The organism is Paenibacillus ottowii (assembly GCF_050516475.1).
In the GTDB taxonomy this organism is placed as follows: Bacteria; Bacillota; Bacilli; order Paenibacillales; family Paenibacillaceae; genus Paenibacillus; species Paenibacillus ottowii.
Genome location: NZ_CP191577.1, coordinates 2,758,225 through 2,779,656 on the forward strand (window position 1 = coordinate 2,758,225; position 21,432 = coordinate 2,779,656).

A 21,432-nucleotide genomic window follows, 5' to 3' on the forward strand; every position below is an offset into this window, starting at 1 on the left:
CTGCTATCACATACCATTGAAAATAAAATTTACTTTTCTTTTCTATGATATCTTTCGAGTTGTGAACAAAAAGACTATTATCCTCACAAATCGATTTTACAGCTTTATAGAATTGTTCAGATGATTCGTCCCAACCTGGCCAATTGCTAGCAGTATCTATAGCTTTATCCTTCAAATCTCTTAATAAAGTAGGAGAATGCTTTAAGCTATTTATAAAATTCAAAACAGCTTTGTCATCATCTTTTACAGCGACCAACGCATTCTGATCTGAAACAATATATTCATCATGGCCTGTAACATTATATGTTATCGAGGTACCACCACAATGGAACATCTCGAGAGGAGGACCAAACATTCCTTCCACATAACTGAGTTTGATAATAACATCACAAGATCTATAAATTTGAGCTGTTTCAAAAATAGGAACTTGGGAGAATACTTTGTCTACTCCAGGATAAGAACTTATTGGACTTGAAGTTAATAACCAAACTTCATCAGCGTCAGATTGTTTGCAGATTTCTATCGTTTTTGGAACATTCTTGAAAGGCACGTCTATTGGCCCTTCTACTAAAACCCTAAGTTTCCCCTGTTCTCTTGCCTGATGTCTAACACCTTCAATCGAATAAATATCTTTTCTAATACCATTGGGCACTAATTTTGCGTCTTTATTAAAGTGTTCATTTAAATGCTTTTGTATCCATTTTGCTTCGGTAATTATGTGCAAGGGAAGCTGATAGGTAGAGTCTACCAAGTGCCGTAGTGATCTCTCATTCTCATCATAAAATCTTGATTCAATAGACTGAACAAAATAAGCATATGTTTCTGCGGTCACTCGATATAGTTCGTAAACAGTTCTCCACCAAGTTGCAATACATACATCAAATTTATCATTTTCGACTTCTTTGTATGTTTTCCAAATTAAAGACCTAGCTTCAGGATGCCAATGTAATCTCTCCATATTAACTTCTTCTTCAGTAATAATTGTTACAAGTACACCTTTTTTTGTTGCTCTTATTGCATGTTCAAAAATTACATACGAACCTCCACTAATATCAGGAGATCCTAATAAGAAAGCCCATTTCATTTTCTTCTTCCCCTAATCATGTTTTGATTTTGATAACTTTTCTATAACCTCATCTCTTTCATCAATCATTTGTGTCATACTTTTAATAGCATCATCTCGATCATCTATCATTTGTGTCATTTTTTTCATTGCTTCATCTCGATCATCTATCATTTGCGTCAGGTCTAAAATGGTCCTATCCTTTTCATCTAATGACCTCTTAAGCTCTTCCACAAGCTGCCTATCGTTTGCGGAAACGACCATTCCAATTTGATGATGATTATTCCCACCTTTAAAACTTTTATTATATTTGTAACGTCCATAAATAGGCACTAAATAGCCAAGTCCATGACTACTAAGTGTTATTGGTCCCCAAAAGCCCTTTTCAAGAATAGCTCTCGGGTTTCGTGTCAATATAAAAGTATTTTTAAACTTTTTGATTAAGTCAAACTTATTTTTTGTACTAAAAGTAGAATACTCGAATACCCCAAAATTCTCATAATGATACAGACCATTAAAGAAATTTATCTCCGCTTTTGTTGGAAATAAGACCATTCTAGAATGAATTTTAGCAATTTGTTCAGTGTAATATTCAAGTTTTACACTTCTATTGCAGAAAAGATTACACAATCTCTCAAAAAAATCATATATTTGGCTCTGTAATGGGCTTATTACTTCATCGAATAATTTCTTTTCCATATCTGTTTGGACGGTTTCGACTTCAATCCTATGATTATAATCATCACGAATATATTTATTAGCACTTCCATGAGAAGCACCCAACACTATTTCGTATAATGCTCTATTTTCATTGTATACATTAAAATAAGGAGTTCTATAAGGAATAGAAGAGAATAGGAGTCCCTGCTTTTTATTATTTTCACGAATATCTCCTGAGGCAATTAACCCTAAATAGTATCCATGTACTGATACATTTTCGTTGTATATTCTATATATATTATCTTGTATAGTGCCCTTCCAACCCACATCAACTAAATGAAAGCCCTGTTTTTTTATATTCACAGTGAAATTTTCTATATAACTGTAAAAATTATCTCGTTGCTGAAGCCTTGATTCTTCATATTTTTCAATAAACGTCGAATCATTTCTTAAATCCGTAAAAATCTTGCTACTAGGGAAATTTTCAATTTTTAACTTGGCATCTATATTAAGTTTATGAGAAATTTCTTCTATTACTTTTTCCTCAAAACTTAAACTTGACAAAAAATCGTATAACGAAATATGGATATATTGTCTAAACAAAATCTCAAACTTTTCACTGTCAAGAGGCAGTAAGCTCGGTAAAAATGTAGATTTTCTAGATACTTTCAAGTAATGAGGCTTAACATAAAAAGTATCTTTGTATCCCTCTTTTTCCTGATATAGGTCAAATAACTTTAACAGAAATTCTCCTTCTCTTGACAAAAAGAATACATTTTTCACGCCATTTTTCATCAGAGACTTGTGAAGCATAACGATATAAAAAAACAAAGAACAGGATATTTCTAGAAATCTCCCCACATGTGACATATCCCTTGCCATCGCGGTTAACTCATTAGCATAATGAGTCTCGCTCTCAACCCGCTTACGAAATTCACTATAGAAAGCATGCTGTTGTTTCCTATCTATATAATAAGCATCAATACCCTGAGAAAGAGGCACTTTGTAATCTGAGTGTTCATTATCGCCTACCATAATGATGTCTGAGGGATTGAAGTTATTATCATCAACTATTTTTGTGAATAGTTTACCGCTTTTCTTAGTCAGCAAATACTCACTGGATACATAAATCTCATTAATGTACTGAAGAATTCCATGTTTAGCAAATAACTCAGCTATTAACTTTTGCGAGAGATAAAAATCCGAAACACAATAAATTTTAATATTGTGCTTAAGTAACTGAACTACTACTTCGAGCCATTTTGGATCAATGTATTGAACTGCCATTTCTGTTTCAATTTCAATTTTTTCACATATAGAAATAAATGTATCCTTATCGATATCATTGTTCAAAAGTCCTTTATTAATCAGAACTACATACATCGAGGATAGCAAATTGGAGTAGTTAAATTCCATGTCAAAACCTGAATTTGCATTATCTTTACACATTTCGGCTTCCATATTATTTCTCAATCTATATAATTCTTCATAATCAATTGAATCGCCAAAATAAATGCTAACTCGTTTAGCCCATATTTTCTTCACATATTCCGGTTCTACATGACGGAGAATTATTGTATCAAACACATCAAAGAAAGCTATTTTTTTGTTTTTTTCCAGTACCGTATGAATTAAATTTTCCATGTAGGCTCCTTAATCCGCTTTGTTTCTGAAATTAAAAATTATTTTCTTACTTTCGTAATAGTTAACTTTAGTTTCTAAGAGCTCAATTCTCTTATACAAGTCCACAATATTCGCCCTTAAGTTTTGAATTTCATTTTGGTACTGATTACATAACTGATCTCTTTCCTCAATCATCTTTTCCATATTGCGTATTAATTGATCCCGTTCCTTCACCAAACTTTCAGTCGCTTCCAGGGCAACATCCCGTTCATAAATCAAACTCTCATTCTTCTTTATGACTTCATCACGTTCGGATATCATAATTTCATTACTTCTAATCGTTTTATCACGTTCTGATATCATCATCCCATTGCTTTTTATTGCCTCATCCCTTTCAGCAATCATCCGTGAGTTGTCGTTTATTATTTTATCACGTTCTTCAACCATCAAAGAGAGATCATTTGTTTTTATTCGCTCAAATGAATATAGAGCCTTATAAGTATACAGATTTATCTTGTCCTCAATATTTTGATCAAGTAATAAATTATATACTTTATCTCCCTTAGGAAATAGAATCCCCAACCCCCAACTGTGTTTAAACTCCAAGTAAGAATATTTTTGCTTTACCTCACTCCAGAAAACATTTGAACCATACTCAAGAGGACTAAAAACATCATGAAAGAAGATAACACCGTCTTTAGACAACTTAGGTAGCCATGTCTCAAAATCATGCTTCACCGCTTCATAGGTGTGTAGACCATCTATGTGGATTAAATCAGCTGTGCCCTCATTCACTTCAGATAATGCATTATCAAACGTCATCCTTTTCAAGTCAATATTTAAATGACTAAAATGAGCCGCTACTGTACTTTTCACAGTACGGTATACTTCTTCGTCATAATACCCAGCCTGCTCATCTCCAGCCCAAGTATCTATAGCAATAAGCTTTGTGTTTAAGTTGAAATCCTTAACAGCCTGACAGAATGAAAAAAATGAACATCCATAATGGGTTCCCAGCTCTACAATTGTATTTGGTTCAATAAAGTTAATATAATCGTATGCAAACCAACGATGACCTTCCCATGGGGCCACTTTCAACTTCTCGTTGATCTGGTCGGATTCGAATGTTGGCGTGCTAATATCCCATTTATTCAAATCGATCTCTCCTTATAATTCTTCAATTGCAACATGCTCAATTTTATTATTAAAGATCGCATGGATTGAAGTGAATACAATATTTTTGAGTTGAATGACATTATGGGCCCAGCATTGTATAGTATGTTGCATCTCATGAAACCCCTCACCCAAACCAAGAGTCACGAAATACTCGTTTTCTTGAATCTCAGGCCATCTAAACTGTAACTTGACAAGATAAGACTTACCTTTTGTTACAGAACCTGAAAATATATTTGAACCGGTTGTATTTTCTCCAAAAATAGCATTTCCATACTTATCATTCACAAGATAACCAACGATCAATTCATCTGTTGTTTTATGAGCTTCTATCAACATATCAATCTCAACTAGATCATTCGCTGAAATATATCCTTTATACTTTTCGCTATTCACACTGAAGTCCAAAGCTTTGATTATGACTTCTTGTGCTCCACCTAATGACTCTTCATTAACAGGTATCCAGTTTAAAGGAATACTTGTTTCTTTATTCAATTCCAAAGCGAGGGAATTTGTCTCCGAGTTAGCTTTAAACACCTCAGAATGTACGGATTTAGTATAGTATTCAATCCCTTTCAAGGGATCCCCCTCAAATACAATCTCCCCATTTGAAAGAACAATAACTCTATCTGCCATATTAGCAATAGAACTGAGATCATGTGTCACGAGCAATTTTGTGATATCTGACATTTCCTCTTTCATATATCGATTGCATTTCTGCTGAAAAAAAACATCTCCTACTGATAATGCTTCGTCAACTATGAGAATCTCTGGCTTAAAACTGATCATTACTGAAAATGCTAATCGGGCAAACATACCACTTGAGTATGTCTTAACCGGTTGGTGGATAAACTCCCCAATATCAGCAAACTCAATAATCTGTTCCAATTTACTATTCATTTCTTCTTTCGAAAAGCCACGCATTGTTCCATTTAGATAAATGTTCTCTATCCCAGTATATTCAGGGTTAAATCCAGTTCCAAGCTCTAAAAGTGCTGAAATCTGACCATTAACCAGTCTATCACCATCAGTTTGTGTCAAAACCCCAGTAATTATTTTTAAAAGTGTGGATTTACCAGAACCATTCTTTCCTATAATACCTAATGTCTCCCCCTTCTTAACGTTCAGAGATACATCTTTCAAAGCAAAAAAATCAGTATGATAGGACCCTCCAAAAATATTCACAGCTTCCTTAAGCCTGTCAGTCGGTTTTGAATACAACTTATACTTTTTATATATTTTTTTTAATTCAATAGCTATTTCTTCCATAATAACCTCCACAACTTATAGCACATCCGCAAAATGAGGCTTTAACTTTTTAAATAAATATATGCCTAAAAGCATGATAAATGTAGAAAGAATCCAGAAATATGCAGTTTGATTATATCGGTGCCAAAACCAAACATGATGTATAAAGGTATCGCGATAACCCTCAACAATGTAGTATACCGGATTAAGCTTAAACCATTTAATGAGCTTATCTGAGATAATTTCAGGTGACCAGACAATCGGAATCAACCAAAATCCAATCTGAACGAAAATCCCCAAAACTTGCAATGCGTCTTTCATAAAAACAACTAGAGAAGACGTAATAAGCGTTATTCCAATTAATAAATAAAACAAACAAAACAAATAATAAAATACCTGTATATAAACAACATCTGGGTTATAACCAAAATAAAAAAGTATACCACTAAGAAACAACAAAAAGAATAAATGAATAAAAAACGAAGATATTATCTTAACAATCGGAAGAAAGCCAATACGGAACGAGACCTTCTTCACTAAATAACTATACTCTGGAAAACTATTTGAAGAAGTAAGTAGAGCTTCTGAAAAAAAGAACCACGGAATCATTCCACAAGTGAGCCATAAAATATACGGGGTCCCATCGGGTCTACTACCAGAACGAAATCCAACTTCAAAGACGAACCAGTACACTGCTATAGTCATGAAAGGTTGAATAAAAGCCCAAAACATTCCAAGATAGGATCCTGCATATCTAGTTTTAAAATCATTTTTAGCTAGCTCAAATATAAGTTTTAGTTGAGGTTTAATAATGCTAGTTCTTGCCGCCATTTGATAACTCCTTCTGATAGTAATCCAAGGTTAATGCTAGACCTTCTTCCAAAGTGTATCTCGGGGTCCAATTCAAAAGTTCAGCCGCTTTTTGGTTAGTCAAAGCACTTCTCAGAATATCGCCCGTTCTTTCATTACGATACTCAGGTCGGATACTGGACTGTAATAAAGAAGCTATTAGATTATAAAGTTCATTTATTGTTACTTCTCTATCAGTACTTATATTTACAACTTCATTGTGGGCCGTAGTTAAAGCAGCTAGGTTTGCCAAGGCGATATCCTTAACGTAGACAAAATCCCTAGTTTGCTCTCCACTTCCATATATCACAGGTACGTGCTTCTGTAGCAACTGATTCAAGAAAATTGAAATGACTCCACCTTCACCTTTAGGATCCTGTCTTATCCCATATACATTTGCATACCGTAAAATTGTGTGCTTTAAGCCATAAGAAACAGAATACAGTTTTATATACTCTTCAGGTGCATACTTAGAAATCCCATAAAAAGAAATGGGGGAAACAGGATGTTGTTCGTTAATACTTACATATTGAGGCACTCCGTATACTGCAGCAGAAGAGGCGTATATAATTTTCCTAACATTGTGAGAAACACATTGATTTAAAATATTGATTGTCCCGTTTATATTTATTTGTGCATCTAAGTACGGATCTCTAAATGATTCTTGCACACTTATTTGAGCAGCGTGATGAATTACAATTTCTGGCTCTACATTTGAAAAAATATAGTCCAAACTATTAGTATCACGAATATCAGCTTCGAAGAATTCAGCAAAAGGATTTATATTTTCTCGCTTACCTGTAGAAAGGTTATCAATAATTGCAACCTTATGATTGTGTTTTATAAGTAAATCCACGATGTTAGAGCCAATAAATCCTGCTCCTCCAGTTACTATAACTTTCATAAAACTTCTCCTTTTTTTCGATTATATACTGCAAATAAGTTTATCTTTTTGAATATAATTACAAAAGTACTTTGAACAACTGGTTAACTCATTTTCTCTATGCTAAAATGTTGACGTATCTATAAGAAAAGGAGATTGTAAACCTTGTCGAATCCAGTATACGGGAAACAGGCCAAAACGTCGACCCGTGGCGATAAAAGGCCGGTTATATTTTGGGTGTTAATTGTTGGCATGATTTTGTTCTTAGCTTGGGCCCCCTTCCAGGCTGCACTTTTTAATGGTCAAATGCTCGACTTTGAGAAGCCTCTGTATTGGGCTTTGATCATCAGCACGATTCTATTAATTTTAGGAATCGTAACCTATTATAAAAAATTCAAGCTAGAAGAGCAAAGGGATTGGCTAGCTGTACTAGTATTACTGCTTCCTCTGACCTATGTGCTTTCACTGACGTCAGCAGCTTCGCATTACCTGGCCATGAATATGGTGGTGGTACAATGCGTATATGCTGCCCTGTTTATCATCTCAATCTATCTACTTCAGGATCGTTTAGGCAATAAGATTATTCACAACCTGATTATGACTATTGCCTATATCATCGTAGGCTTTGGCTTCATTAACTGGTTCGGGCAGTGGGTGCTTGCCGGCAAGATAGTAGGCTGGTTTAGCCAATATGTGTATCAGTATCGCTATACCAACGCAGTTATGACAGATACAAATGGTCTCCGGCTGACATCAGTGTTTCAATATGCGAATACATATGCCGCCTTTCTAATGGCTTTCCTGTTCGCTGCCGTTTTCTGTCTGATGAAATCAAAACTATGGTATGGCAAGGCTATTCATGCCTTCATGTTGGTGCCTATTCTGGTCTCGCTGTTTCTAACTTTGTCACGGGGCGGTCTGGTTATGCTGCCTGTCGTGTTCGTGCTGCTCTTGCTTTTCCTTAACCCTGCACGCCAAATTATATGGATTTTACATTGCGCCATTGCTGGTGCAGTATCAATATCTATCTTGGCGCCGATTACAAATATGGGATTACAACTCAATAAGACCTACAACGGTGGAGAGGCGGCTAAAGGATGGGGATTACTTATTGGAGTATCCCTGGCTGTAGCTGTTGTACTGTGGCTTGTTGAACGCTATCTGGCACCAAAGCTGGAAAATGCTCTCAAAGGGTGGAGCTCACGGAAGTTATCCAACCTGTGGCTACCCGTCGGGTCAGTTGTAGTGATTGGCTTGTTAGCTTTTCTTTTAATGGGAACTGGCTTGCGCAGCGTACTGCCGGAGAATGTCCAAGTTCGGTTAGAAAACATCAATTTCCGCCAGCATAGTGTGCTGGAACGACTTGTATTCTATGAGGATGCTGCCAAATCAATTAAAGATCACCCTATTATCGGAAGCGGTGGTGGCGGATGGGCTACTTTGTACGAAAAGTACCAGGATTATCCTTATAGCAGCCGCCAGGCCCATAACTTTTTCATGCAGTACCTGGTTGAAGTAGGCATCTTCGGTTTTGTAATTTTAATGTCATTCATCATATATATTTTCTACAAATATATTCGCAGCTATATTAGGCAAAATGATGAAGAGCGGGATTTTCACTTTCTGTATCTTATTCTGGCACTCTCAATCTTACTTCACAGCTTGCTGGACTTTAATATGAGTTACGTGTTCATGGGTATACTGGTATTTGTGAGTCTAGGCGGCATGGCCGCTGCTATGGACAGCAAGCCGCTTAAACGTCTGTCTATGAGCGCTACAGGATTCCGCATCCTGTATAGTGTAGTCATTGGCATTCTAAGCATCGTTGTGCTTTTTGCAGGACTCCGCTTCGTGCAATCGGCCAATGCTGCCACTAATGCCAAACAGATTATGGCGGTAAGCACATCATTTGAGGAAATTCAAAGTGCTATTAATAAAGATTTGGAGCTTCGCCCTACACATCCGGATTCGGTAATAAGATTGGCTGCACTATACAAGAATGTGTATGATCAAACGAAAAAAGAGGAATTTTATAACGCTGCAATAGAGGTACTAAATACGGGCCTGAAGGCAGAACCGTATAATAAAATCATGCTAAACTCAAAAGTTAACCTTTTACAAGCAAAAGGTGAGAATGAACAGGCTTTCAGTATTTTGGATAATAATATTTCCAACTTTAACTGGGACAATGACTGGTACAATATGTTGATTACCCAAGCTTATACTATTGGTAATAAGGCACGTGAGCAAAAAGACACCGCCAAAGAACAGAAGTATTTCCAAGCAGGTCTTACTGCTTATCAGCAGGTTTTGGATAGGGTAGCCCATCTTAAGACGATTCCACCTGAAATTGAGTTGCCACGTACTTTTGAAGTAACTCCAGGTATTGCACTCAGTACTGGAAAAATTGAATTCATGTTAGGCAAGCCTGCTGAGGCTGCAAGTATCCTCAAAAACGGCCTGAAGAACGACCTGAGCGATGCTACAAATCGTGAGGTTGCTCGCTATTACGTGGCCGCCCTTCAAAAACAGGGCCAAAATGACGAAGCTTTATATAAGAAACTGATTCAGGCTGATCCGAAGGAGAAGGAGCAGATTGAACAGTTGAAATCAGAGAAATAGTAAGAAGAAAAAGACTGTCAGATGATTTCACATCACCTAACAGTCTCTTTTTTTACATTGAGGAAGGATAGTTTGGTTTAGTGAGATGTTTATTTTTGTTGGTCAATCTCTTGAATAACCTGTCTCATATAAGCCAATACTTCATCCTTAATCTCGTTATGCTGTAGAGCATAATGAATGGTCGTTTCGATGAATCCCAGCTTCTCGCCAACGTCATGGCGATTGCCATCAAATTCGTAGGCTAGAATAGGGCTCTTTTCTCCCAGCTTGGACAATGCATCTGTTAACTGAATCTCCCCGCCTACTCCTGCGGATTGCTGACCCAGGATATCGAAAATATCGGGTGTCAAGATATAACGTCCCATGATCGCTAAATTGGATTTAGCCTCTTCTTTCTTTGGCTTTTCTACCAATCGTTCCGCCTCAGAGATTTTGGAAGTAAGTGCATGGCCTTCAACAATCCCGTAACGATGCACCTCGTTCCAATCGACTTGTTTTACACCTACAACAGAACGCTGATACTCATCAAACACGTCAATCATCTGTTTGAGACATGGATTCTCAGACTCTACGATGTCATCCCCCAAAAGGACAGCAAAGGGTTCGTCACCGATAAACTTACGTGCACACCAGATGGCATGCCCGAGCCCTTTGGGCTCCTTTTGACGAATATAGTGGATATCTGCCATCTCTGATGGTTTGCGCACTTCATTGAGCAGGTTCCATTTTTCCTTTGAGGTCAGATTATACTCCAGCTCGAATGAGTAATCAAAGTGGTCCTCAATCGCCCTTTTTCCTTTACCAGTAACGATAATGATATCCTCAATACCTGATGCTACAGCCTCTTCGAGAATAAATTGAATCGTTGGTTTGTCTATGATTGGAAGCATTTCTTTTGGCATCGCTTTCGTAGCAGGAAGAAAACGGGTCCCTAATCCCGCAGCAGGGATAATGGCTTTACGGATTCTCATAGGTTAAACTCCTTTGTCTTCAAATATAACGGTTGGAAATACTGTCTATGATTATAACAGGTAGATGGATAAATTTAATAGGTTAAAGAAGAAGACATCTTCCCTTAAAGAGAACATGTCTTCAATCTCTACTTACTATATGATTATATTATGCTTCTAAAATCTATTTGGCTCCTGAACAAATATACAGTTGTTTATTTCACCAGTTGCCCACGTGTAACCCCTAACTGATTCGTCGCTTTCAGCGTCTTCCATACTTGTGTTCCGCTAATTTCTCCGCGCAAGGCACGGTTATAGAGATCAATAACCTCATGAACTTGCTCCGGTGTCTCCTCCAAGAATTCCACGCGGTAACGGGACACGCCTAATTCGAGGAAGTTAGACAGGTATTCTGCACCCGATTGTTCAATCGCGTTGTACACCGTATTACGGCATCCTTCGTCTACGCGAACTGGGTGAGACATCCCAATACGATCACGCAGAGATGCGCGATGATCCTCGCACGGACGACCACAGTTGGTGTAGTCTGTGCCTTCACTCATAAAGGTACAATACACGCAGTGTTCGGTATGGAACATCGGCAAATGCTGCTGGATGACGATCTCCAGCTTGTCGGTACGTGTACGTCTCAGCATATCGACCATCTGCTGGATGTTCAAATCATAAGACGGTGTCACCAGGTCACAGCCGGAGTCCAAGAACAAGTCAGCCGCTTTATGGTTGGCGATATTCAGCGAGAAGTCGCCAATCAATTGCGGGTGATGTGCATCCGGGTTCTCCAAGCGATGACGCATGTAAAAATACAATGCTCCCGGATTGCGTACCAGTACAGCGTCCGGTTGCAGGCGCAGGATATTGTTGTGATATCCGTTTTCGCCTGGCATGTGAATACGCGGAGTCACCAGCGCAATTCGGCGCCCAGCGCCGTGCACGGCCTCTACAGCCGCCGGGAATTGCTTGATGAACTCGAAGTCGGCGTAGATGAACTGCACGCCGGCCTCAAGCGCAGCCTCCACCTGAGGGAGGCTGCGGCACAGCGCGGTCAGCTCTGCCTGACCGTGTGCCACAGACGATGCTGGAGCTGATGCATCGCCATACACCTCTACCGCCCGCTTCGTGTATACGGGCGGTTTGGGGCGCTCGCCCGCGAGCAGTTCCACCGCCTGACGGCGGATACTGTTCAGCTCGCGCATAGGTACGATGACGTCCCCATGCAGATGGACGTCCAGCTCTTCCAGCTGGAACACCGTTCCGCCCAGTCGGCCGAATTGCTCTTCGAGCAGTTCGTACGTCATCGGACGCTTCTGGGCGATTTCAAGTTCCAGCTCGGAGTCCACACGGACCGTTGTGCCCTTCTGCACGTCGGTCCACCACGTTGACAGCGGCTGTCCTGGGGAGCCGCTGACCCGCACATGTACCGGGAAGACACGGTACGGCTTTTCAGTTTCGTACGACTGGCGCAGACGCTTGTCCAGCGCCGGGTCGTTGGTCTTCCAAATACGGTCGCCCACGTGCACGCGGCGCAGATCCACATCGTTGCGTCCTGCTACGATGTCAACGATCCAGCCTTCTCCGGCTTCGCCTTCAATCTTCACGCCCTTGCGGCGGATATCGTATACACGCCCGCCTTCTTCTTTTTGCGTAGGATCTCCTGCATCGAATACAATACCATCGCCACGCTTGAGCGGAGCGTCGATCCGGCACACTACGCCATCACGAAGGATTTGTTCCACTCGGCCGAGATACACGCCCCGACTTTTCGGAAACGTACCGTCCACCAGCTTTTTGTTATTCGTTCCTTCCAGAAAGCCATGCGTAAAGCCGCGTGAAAAGCTCTGCTGCAGCTCGCGGATATCTTCTTTGCTCGTCTTGGACGTATCGCCGTCAAAATACTTGTCGATGGCCTTGCGATATTTGCTGACCACATTGGCTACATATTCAGGTGTTTTTAATCGTCCTTCGATTTTAAAGGAAACCACACCTGCATCGATTAGTTCCGGCATCAAATCAATGGCTGCCAGATCCTTGGGGGATAGCAGGTATGTCACATCGGCCATCGGCTTTTGCTCTCCATCCACCATCAGATCGTAAGGCAAACGGCATGCCTGTGCACACTCGCCACGGTTTGCAGAGCGTCCACCCCACATTTCTGAAGTCAGGCATTGGCCTGAATAAGATACGCATAACGCTCCATGCACGAATACTTCCATCGGAAGTCTCGCTTGATCCCCAATTTTTTGAATCTGTTTCAGATTATTTTCACGACCCAGCACAACCCGCTCCATGTTGTACGGCTTCGTGAATTCTACAGCCTCCGGCGAGGTGATCGTCATTTGGGTAGAGCCATGGATCGGGAAATCCGGGGAAATGTCGCGGATCATTTTTACCAAGCCCATATCCTGAACAATTAGAGCATCGACTCCGGCATCTATGCAGGCATCGACCAGTTCTTTAGCGTCCTCCAGCTCGTTTTCAAATACCAGTATATTGAATGTCAAAAAACCCTTAACTCCGTAGCTATGCAAAAAGGCCATTATTTCGGGTAGCTCATCCATGCGAAAATTATTCGCCCGTGCTCGTGCGTTGAACTTTTCCACCCCAAAAAAGATCGCATCGGCTCCGTTCGCTACCGCCGCACGCATACAATCCCAGTCACCTGCTGGTGCCAGAAGCTCGACATCTTCTCTTCGTACTGCTGATTTCATTATTGCCCTCCCTATATGCTGAAAAAGAATGATCCCTCATTGGGTCATCGTTGTTTTCAGGGCAGCTATGCTGCTTAATTGGTCATCTCATGAATGTTCCATCCACTCATTCCAAAGCTGGTTATGTTCAGTCAGGGGAATGGAATCCTACTAAGAATCTTATTTTTAAAACCTATCTGTCTCTATCATCTTGTCCGATCAATCACACGCTGAACCATCGGTTCCTTGCTTGAATCGCATCCAACTCAAAAAATCCGCATCACAAACATCTGCGGCAGAAATTATTCTTATCTTGTAACTAATCTAGTGTACCAGACTGCGCCCCAAGCTTCTACACTTTCCAAGCGATTCCTTTAAAAATATAATACTAAAAATACAAAAACACCCCCAATCCCGGTCAGCGGTGCATTGGAGGTGTGTCATCATACCATAACTAGGAAAATCTATACTTCGCAAGCATTTCTCCCCAGGGTGATATTCCTTCTTCCCTGAAGCCTGATTTTCTATATAGCTTTCTAGCTAATTCATTGTCTGGTTTATATCCAATCATGATCATATCAGTCCGATCACTGGCCTTCCTTATTTCGTCGATCACCAGCAACATCGCATTATAACCATGACCTTGGCCTTGAAATCTTTCGTCAATCATAAATCGGTAAACCCAGTAATTCCCGTCATCCGGATCTTTACCAAACATCGTAAAACCAATCAGTACGTCATCATTATAAATCGCTTTAGATACAAACCCATCTAAAAACTGACATTCGGCAATTGAGTAAAGGTTAGATACCATAAATCTTTGTTGTTCAGGACTCGGTTCAAGCTCAACACATTCTTCCCAATTCCTTTTATTGACTGCCTTTAATGTAATTATTTTTAGATTCCTCCTATACATTTAGTCCGACATCTTCGCTCTCCCCTGCTTACTTCACTCTTTAAAAGATTGGGATATTTGGCGGGCGCCAGCGAAGCGGGCCATTTGAATCCGAAGAAGCGCCAGCGATCGTAGGATCAAATGGCACGCGTAGCGTCTTCCCACATAACTCACTAATCTTTTACCCACACCCTCTACTTCACAAAATGAAACGAATTCAGCGTCGAATCTAGTGCATTAGACTGTGCCGCTGTGTTGTTCGCATCGTTTAATGTTGTTGTCACGGTGTAGGTTTTACCGTTATGCTCCAGAACGATTTGACGACCTGTATAACCGATACCTTCCTCCACACGGTGGAATGTAAAGGACACTGCTGGAACTCCAGCAAACGTTACGTCCTTAACTTCCTCCACTTTGAGGTTTTTATAGTTCTTGGCTTGCTTATCGTAGAAGTCCTTAAGCTGAGACACCGTTAATTCAAAGGATTGGTCGTTGTCGATTTTGATAGAGAAACGTCCTCCGGTAAATTGATACTCTATATCTCCCAATTCAAATTGATCGCTAACCGCGGTCCAATACCGTGGGATATTTACTGTATATTCATATGCTTTAGACGTCTTTTTGATCGTTTTCGTTTTGTCCGCCAGGTAGTCATCCTCTTCCAATTGTCCAAAGTTATTCGCTACCGTTTGGAAATCAATTTTAAGCGAGGAGATGAGCGCGTTAAACTGGTCATTTCCCTTACTTACTTTTTCAGGCACTGCATATTCAGCCAGGTAGCGGTATCCATTTTGCTGAATCAGCACATTGTACTGCTTGACCCATTCATCCCCAAAATTATAGCGGTACTCCTGCACTAATCCCTGAACGCCTGCAACCTCCAGCGGATACGTCTTTTGTGCCTCATAAGCAGTGGACACAAATGAATCGCTCAACCATTTTTGCAGCTGCTGACCCCAGTTCTCTAATTTTCCATCCGCGGGAGCTGAGGTGACTTTCATGTGGAAGCTCGATCCGTCATTGCTTTCATATTGCATTCGCTGGTCGTCCATTTTCCAGCCGGCAGGTATTTTGAACGACACACCATAGTCTGGGTTTCCAGCCTCTCGTGTGCCCCCTACAACAGTAGACAAGTCTTTAATACTTTTATCCTGTGCGTTAAAAGAGGTTTTAAAGGAGTTCAGCAGCCCGGCATACTGGGCCAGATCTTTATAGTTCGTTGCTTTAGCATCGGAAAAATATATTACATACAGTCGTCCATTGTCATAGTACTGACGATTTTCCCATAGTACGCCGTCCCCATCCTTCGTAATGACACGAGCATAAGGAACTTTCGCTTTCGGGAAGGATTTTCGGTCCACCACAGTTTCTCCCGTTTCCTTGGCTGCCTGTACTAATTGTTGCAATAGATCATCCGCATTCAATGGAACCGGCTGTGACGCTGTATGCACTTCCATATAGTATGCGCTGTTCTCATCCATAAAAGTGGAAATGCTCTCGTCTCCACCTCCCTGACCGATGACAAGTCCTGTTGGATAGTTCATAGACCAGTCGTAGTAACTGTTTCCGATCTGCGTCTTGCCTTCATCATTATCGATATTCGGTGTATCTTCAGCTACCGCGCCCGCCTCTTCCTGCGCTTTCATCCGAACAATGATCCCTGCGCCATTCTTCTCCATCTTACCGCCCAGTCCTTCTGCTACTTGACGCAATGGCACCATGAGAATCCCGGATGACATTTCCGGTGGAGCCGGAAGTGTTACCTTGTGGCCCCTCACCCAGGCCGTACGACTACCGATCGTCAGCGATACGACGTTAGTCCCGCTGGTGATCTTGACCACATTATCTTCAGCCAGGCGGATTTTGCTGTTAAATGCCTTTTTAAATACACCAGCCGGCACCATCAGTGCACCACTTTTGGAATAGGGCTTTGTAATATTCGCATTTTGGCCGTTTACAATGGCTGTATTGCTGCCGCTTTGCAGACGCAATTCCAATAGATTTTTATCTTGATCTGCTGCAACTGCTGGCAAAGCGGTAAGAAGAAGGGACAATGCGACAGCGCCGATCCCCAGCTTACGCATCATTTTTCTTTGAATATCCTTCACGGTAAATCTCCCTTTAGCTTTATTTTATAGATTCATGAGCCGTTATCGTTCACTTTCCAGTAGCTGGCTCTGAAGCTTCCTTCGAAGGTGCTATACTGTCATCTACAGCTGCCCCAGGTTCATTCGAATCTTCAAGATCTTCCCCAGACTGCATGGAATCATAAATTTCACCACTATCCTGTGTCAGCACCAGCTTGCGCTTTACAATATCACCGTCCGATTGCATAAGTACACTTATCGTTTGGCCTGGTTGATAGTTTTTAAGCAGCTCATTGACATCAATGGCGGAGGCTACACGCTTGCCGTTAATACTATACAGTTCATCGCCTTCCTTGATTTTGGCCTGTACGGCATTTGCTGAAGTAACTTTCGTGACTTTCAAAGGGTCCTCTGTAGGCAGCCCAACGATAGCTGACCAGCTCTCTTCAAGCCCTAGGCCAAGACTAGCACGCCGAACCTCACCATATTTGAAAAATTGATTGATAACATATTTCACTGTATCTGCCGGAATGGAAAAGCCCATATTTTCAATCCCGACCGCCGAGAATTTCATTGTATTAATTCCGATGACCTCACCCTTGAGGTTGACCAACGGACCACCACTGTTACCAGGATTGATCGCAGTATCACTTTGGATCAAACGATAAGCAGCGTTGACACCACGATTCAGCCCGCTAACAACACCTGAGGTTGCTGAGTTACGAAGTGAGAAAGAGATCGGCGTACCGATAGCCACTACCTGCTCGCCTACCTGTAAACTGTTCATAGAAGCTGCAAAGGTAGCGGGCTTAAGGCCGCTTGCCTTAATTTTAATCAACGCCAAGTCGCTGATCGGATCGCTGTAGCTGTCGAGGATTCCGTAAGATTTTCCGTCCGAGGTTACAACTACGGCATCACCTAATCCTTCGATTACATGCGCATTCGTAACAATCCATCCATCTGCCCGAATGATAACACCCGTGCCGTGCGCCAGGTTGTATCGGTCTCCCCCTGCCACGGTCTCTCCTGTCACTGAACGGCCTATGATGCCAACTACAGAAGGAGATACATTTTTAACAACCTGCGGCACACGATCGGCCGATAACGTATATGTACCATTTGCGCTGTTATACGCGCCGCTGGTTCCTAATGCTTTATTCATATCGCTTACGTTAACATAGACCCCGCCATTAATGACCTTGGCCTTTAAGGCAGTTCCACTGCTGGCTGCACCCGCTGTTCCAGAAACACATAGAGCGCTGCTCAAAGCTAGTACAGCCGCCCTTTTCCCCATTTTACGCATATACTCACCATTTCCTCTCCAACATGACCCTGTTCTATCAGTTAGTCCAAATCTACCATAGAGGGGACACGCATACAATCGCTTTAAGCCCTATCTTTTTCTAAAAAAGGACCGTTTGCTGCATCCCTATCCTCTCATACTATTTATATTATAAATTTTCCAAATCCTTATATCAAAAAAATAAGCAAAAACAATAAAAAATCGTTATACCTTTTGGGCCATTCCTTCGTTTACGGGCGTAACTAACTATGATACCATCACATTATATCTTAGTTATATTGTCGGAAATAAAATTGTGAGTCCTACATCCAAATCTCAAGTATAAATAAGCACCTGAAGGAGGCTAAAAAAGGATGGCCTATGAACCAATCTGGAACGCTCATCCCGATAAGCTCAACAAGTTTGAGCTAGTTAAGCTGGAAAAGGACGGTCTCGACGTTATACGCACCATCATTGAAAGCTATGCGCACAAAGGCTATGACTCGATCACTGCGGACGATATGGACCGATTCAAATGGGCCGGGGTTTACCAGCAAAAGCCTAAGGATGGCCATTTCATGATGCGTGTCCGCATCAACACAGGGATTATGACTTCAGCACAGGCACGTGCCTTAGCGGACATCTCCGCGCTGTACGGGCGCGGCCTGGTGGATGTCACCACCCGTCAGGCGATTCAATTTCACTGGCTGACCGTTGAAAACTTGCCAGATATTTTCGAACGACTGGAAAAAGTCGATTTGTATTCCTTTGAAGCCTGTGGAGACTGCCCACGTACCATTGTCGGCAATCCGCTGGCTGGCATTGATCCTAATGAACTGATAGATACTCAGGAGATTGTAGATGAAGTAAACCGCTTTTTCTTGTTGAATCGCGATTTTTCCAATCTTCCGCGCAAATACAAAATGTCCATCTCCAGTAATACGTACAACAATGCGCAAGCTGAAATTAACGACTTGTCCTTCATACCGGCGACCAAGATCCTTGACGGAAAAGAAGTCGTTGGCTTCCATGTGATGGTTGGCGGTGGATTATCCGCCAAGCCGCATTTGGCACATCCGCTGGACTTATTTGTCCGTCCTGAGGAAGTACTGAAGGTTGCTATTGCTGTCACCACCATCTTCCGTGATTACGGCTATCGGGAAAAACGGCACCATGCCCGTCTGAAATTTCTCGTGGCCGATTGGGGGCCAGACAAATTTCTGGCCAAACTCACCGAATACACCGGCGAAATGCCGGGACGAGGGGAAGATAAAACCATCGGCTGGCAAGCCGCCTATTTTGATGGTGTGCATCCTCAAGCCCAAGAAGGTCTGAACTATATCGGTCTGAATGTGCCTGTCGGTCGTCTCAGTGCTGACGAGTTGAATGAACTGGCCGACCTGGCTGATCGCTACGGCGATGGACAGATTCGTACCACGATGTCGCAAAATATTTTGCTGAGCGGTGTGCCGGATGACCAAGTGGATGAGCTACTGGAGGCTCCAGTCCTGCAACGCCTGACACCACGGCCCAAACATTTTATGAGCCGTACCGTATCGTGCACAGGCAATGAGTTTTGCAATCTGGCGATTGTGGAAACGAAAAAGCGCGCAGTTGACGTTGCCGAGTATTTGGATCAGCACGTGCAATTGGATGAAAAGATACGCATCCATTTTATCGGCTGCCCGAATTCCTGCGGTCAAAAGCATATTGCAGACATTGGACTGCAAGGCTCGCTCCTTAAGACACCAGAAGGCATGGTTGACGCGTTCGATATCGCTGTCGGCGGGTCGCTTGGAGCGGGAGCGCAGTTCAACAAGGCACTCAAAGGCCGCGTACGCGGTGACCAGGTTGGTCCGGTGTTGGCAGAGCTCATTCTGTTCTACAAAGAAAACAGGATCGCTGGCGAAAGCTTTTATGCGTATGTCCAGCGTGTAGGCATTCCGTCTTTCCAGGAAAAGCTGTCTGCTATTTTACAGTCCAGCCACGTTGCATCCTAAGGTAAGGCCCATTAACAGCCTGCTTGTATCTCATATACAAGCAGGCAGTTTCTTATGCATATACCATGCCATACCTGCTTCTTAAATGCATAAAAAAAAGATACCGGATTACTCCGGTATCAATATTTTCGCAAAATCGAGTACTGTTGGCTTCTGAACGCCTGTTGTAGATGTCACCACCGCGTAGCCTGAAGGTATCTTGTATATCAATCCCGTATCGTATCGGATGGCGAAGGAGTTATCTTCCTTATAATGAGTCTTCGTTTCCCATACCTTCGTACCGTTTCCTTTTAAGCCTGTGATGGTGATGCCATGCATCTTCGACGTTTTACCCAGTGGATCATATTGGTCAATGAACTGGACATACAACTGCTCCTCGGGCAGATATACCCTGTCAGATGCATAGTCCTCTGTGTTACTAAACAATTGCAGACCATTACTTAACACCTGGGTACGCTTGCTGTTTCCTTTAAGCCCTGTTACAGCGATATGACCGCCAGGCAACTCGCATACTGCGGCAATTTCTTTACCTGCTCCTAAGTCCAGATGGACATCCCGGATATTGCGACCATACACATCGGCTTGTACCCCCACAGGGCCATCTGAACTGTTCAAAAGCGCATAATATCCATTGTGACTGCCAACCAGCCAACCCGAGGTCACTCCGGTTGTCGTTCGATTCCATAAAAGATCGCCAGTTTCAGTGTATTTGAGTACAGTGAAGGACTGCTCTGAAAGGTTCAGATAGGAGACTAGAAAACTGCCATCCTCCAGGGTCTCCAAACCTACCTGAGAATCCTGTCCACGGGATATCAAACCATCAGTTGGTAATGTTTTGGACCAAAAGGGGTTGCCATCCGCGTCTAATCGTGAAGCGTGTACATCTCGCATTCCGTTCGGTTCGGTATAATCAAGCAGAAAAAGCAAGCCACCATCTGACGTCTCCCGCTGGACTCCCCTGCTGCTTGTTCCTGGCTGTACGTTCAGGTCTTGCTGGTGTTTCCACACAGTCTCCAGAGAATTGTCCAGCTTGCCATAGGTGACGTGTACTACACTTGCTGCTGTATCGTCTTCGATGTTCAGCATTAAGAACCCGCCCTTTGCTGTAGGCTGAATGTAATTGTGAGCGCTCTCTGAATCCTTAATACTGCCAATTGCTGCACTGGTTTCGATCTCGGCTTGTATGGGCGCATACGCCTCGGACACCTCGGATGCATAGGATGGTGCTGCATTATACCCCAACAAACATGCCGCTAAAGTGACTCCTGCTGCCCATGAGTATACACGTGTACGTAGAACTTTACTTTGCTTCACCTTCAAACGTTCCAGCTCCCTTCATGACTTCCTCAGAGATGTGGTATAAACCTTAGATGCAATTTAACTATAGACGGT

14 protein-coding genes are annotated in these 21,432 nt (G+C 42.0%); 2 read left to right on the plus strand and 12 right to left on the minus strand.

From position 1 onward, the window contains the following. The 6 genes from ACQQ6X_RS12930 to ACQQ6X_RS12955 all read right to left on the minus strand — a co-directional run. The coding region (locus ACQQ6X_RS12930) for a glycosyltransferase (RefSeq protein WP_430493591.1) at window positions 1-1,084 on the minus strand (1,084 nt) is incomplete at its 3' end. Window positions 1,085-1,096: 12 nt separating this feature from the next. Further along, window positions 1,097-3,367 carry an HAD hydrolase-like protein gene (locus tag ACQQ6X_RS12935; protein WP_430493592.1) on the minus strand — a complete coding sequence of 757 codons (2,271 nt, stop codon included), beginning with the start codon at window positions 3,365-3,367 and terminating at the stop codon, window positions 1,097-1,099. 9 nt (window positions 3,368-3,376) lie between these two features. Then, entirely contained in the window at window positions 3,377-4,501 is a 1,125-nt protein-coding gene (locus ACQQ6X_RS12940) for a class I SAM-dependent methyltransferase (protein WP_430493593.1), read from the minus strand. 12 nt (window positions 4,502-4,513) lie between these two features. Then, on the minus strand, window positions 4,514-5,788 hold the full coding sequence (locus ACQQ6X_RS12945; RefSeq protein WP_305165669.1) for an ABC transporter ATP-binding protein: 1,275 nt from the start codon (window positions 5,786-5,788) through the stop codon (window positions 4,514-4,516). A gap of 15 nt (window positions 5,789-5,803) precedes the next feature. Beyond that, window positions 5,804-6,598 (minus strand): ABC transporter permease, encoded by a 795-nt coding sequence (locus ACQQ6X_RS12950; protein WP_305165670.1) that lies wholly within the window; start codon window positions 6,596-6,598, stop codon window positions 5,804-5,806. After that, window positions 6,582-7,520, minus strand: a complete 939-nt coding sequence (locus ACQQ6X_RS12955) for an NAD-dependent epimerase/dehydratase family protein (RefSeq protein WP_305165671.1) — start codon at window positions 7,518-7,520, stop codon at window positions 6,582-6,584. The genes ACQQ6X_RS12950 and ACQQ6X_RS12955 overlap by 17 nt, the downstream gene beginning before the upstream one ends. Window positions 7,521-7,664: 144 nt before the next feature. Here ACQQ6X_RS12955 and ACQQ6X_RS12960 point away from each other — a divergent pair, with 144 nt between their 5' ends. Next, complete coding sequence (locus tag ACQQ6X_RS12960) at window positions 7,665-10,121, plus strand: O-antigen ligase family protein (RefSeq protein WP_305165672.1); 2,457 nt, start codon at window positions 7,665-7,667, stop codon at window positions 10,119-10,121. A gap of 89 nt (window positions 10,122-10,210) precedes the next feature. Here ACQQ6X_RS12960 and galU read toward each other — a convergent pair whose 3' ends face one another. The 5 genes from galU to ACQQ6X_RS12985 form a co-directional block, all read right to left on the minus strand. Further along, window positions 10,211-11,092, minus strand: a complete 882-nt coding sequence (gene galU / locus ACQQ6X_RS12965) for a UTP--glucose-1-phosphate uridylyltransferase GalU (RefSeq protein WP_305165673.1) — start codon at window positions 11,090-11,092, stop codon at window positions 10,211-10,213. 194 nt (window positions 11,093-11,286) lie between these two features. Then, entirely contained in the window at window positions 11,287-13,797 is a 2,511-nt protein-coding gene (locus tag ACQQ6X_RS12970) for a U32 family peptidase (protein ID WP_305165674.1), read from the minus strand. Between the two features lie 433 nt (window positions 13,798-14,230). Further along, complete coding sequence (locus tag ACQQ6X_RS12975) at window positions 14,231-14,692, minus strand: GNAT family N-acetyltransferase (RefSeq protein WP_305165675.1); 462 nt, start codon at window positions 14,690-14,692, stop codon at window positions 14,231-14,233. Between the two features lie 173 nt (window positions 14,693-14,865). Then, window positions 14,866-16,779 (minus strand): stalk domain-containing protein, encoded by a 1,914-nt coding sequence (locus ACQQ6X_RS12980; protein ID WP_305165676.1) that lies wholly within the window; start codon window positions 16,777-16,779, stop codon window positions 14,866-14,868. Window positions 16,780-16,828: 49 nt separating this feature from the next. After that, entirely contained in the window at window positions 16,829-18,061 is a 1,233-nt protein-coding gene (locus ACQQ6X_RS12985) for a S1C family serine protease (protein WP_305165677.1), read from the minus strand. A gap of 353 nt (window positions 18,062-18,414) precedes the next feature. Between ACQQ6X_RS12985 and ACQQ6X_RS12990 the strand changes: the two genes are divergently transcribed. After that, complete coding sequence (locus ACQQ6X_RS12990) at window positions 18,415-20,040, plus strand: nitrite/sulfite reductase (RefSeq protein WP_305165678.1); 1,626 nt, start codon at window positions 18,415-18,417, stop codon at window positions 20,038-20,040. A 108-nt stretch (window positions 20,041-20,148) separates the two neighbouring features. Here the strand turns inward: ACQQ6X_RS12990 and ACQQ6X_RS12995 are convergent, their stop codons facing one another. Continuing rightward, window positions 20,149-21,360: a hypothetical protein gene (locus ACQQ6X_RS12995; RefSeq protein WP_326401044.1), complete on the minus strand. Its 1,212-nt coding sequence runs from the start codon at window positions 21,358-21,360 to the stop codon at window positions 20,149-20,151. Between the last annotated feature and the right edge of the window lie 72 nt (window positions 21,361-21,432).

Excerpts from the sequence above, each read along its gene's own strand:
- ACQQ6X_RS12955 (WP_305165671.1), bottom strand. The coding sequence starts at position 7,520 with ATGAAAGTTATAGTAACTGGAGGAGCAGGATTTATTGGCTCTAACATC.
- ACQQ6X_RS12985 (WP_305165677.1), bottom strand. The coding sequence starts at position 18,061 with ATGCGTAAAATGGGGAAAAGGGCGGCTGTACTAGCTTTGAGCAGCGCT.
- ACQQ6X_RS12935 (WP_430493592.1), bottom strand. The coding sequence starts at position 3,367 with ATGGAAAATTTAATTCATACGGTACTGGAAAAAAACAAAAAAATAGCT.
- ACQQ6X_RS12945 (WP_305165669.1), bottom strand. The coding sequence starts at position 5,788 with ATGGAAGAAATAGCTATTGAATTAAAAAAAATATATAAAAAGTATAAG.
- ACQQ6X_RS12950 (WP_305165670.1), bottom strand. The coding sequence starts at position 6,598 with ATGGCGGCAAGAACTAGCATTATTAAACCTCAACTAAAACTTATATTT.
- ACQQ6X_RS12970 (WP_305165674.1), bottom strand. The coding sequence starts at position 13,797 with ATGAAATCAGCAGTACGAAGAGAAGATGTCGAGCTTCTGGCACCAGCA.
- galU (WP_305165673.1), bottom strand. The coding sequence starts at position 11,092 with ATGAGAATCCGTAAAGCCATTATCCCTGCTGCGGGATTAGGGACCCGT.
- ACQQ6X_RS12990 (WP_305165678.1), top strand. The coding sequence starts at position 18,415 with ATGGCCTATGAACCAATCTGGAACGCTCATCCCGATAAGCTCAACAAG.
- ACQQ6X_RS12975 (WP_305165675.1), bottom strand. The coding sequence starts at position 14,692 with ATGTATAGGAGGAATCTAAAAATAATTACATTAAAGGCAGTCAATAAA.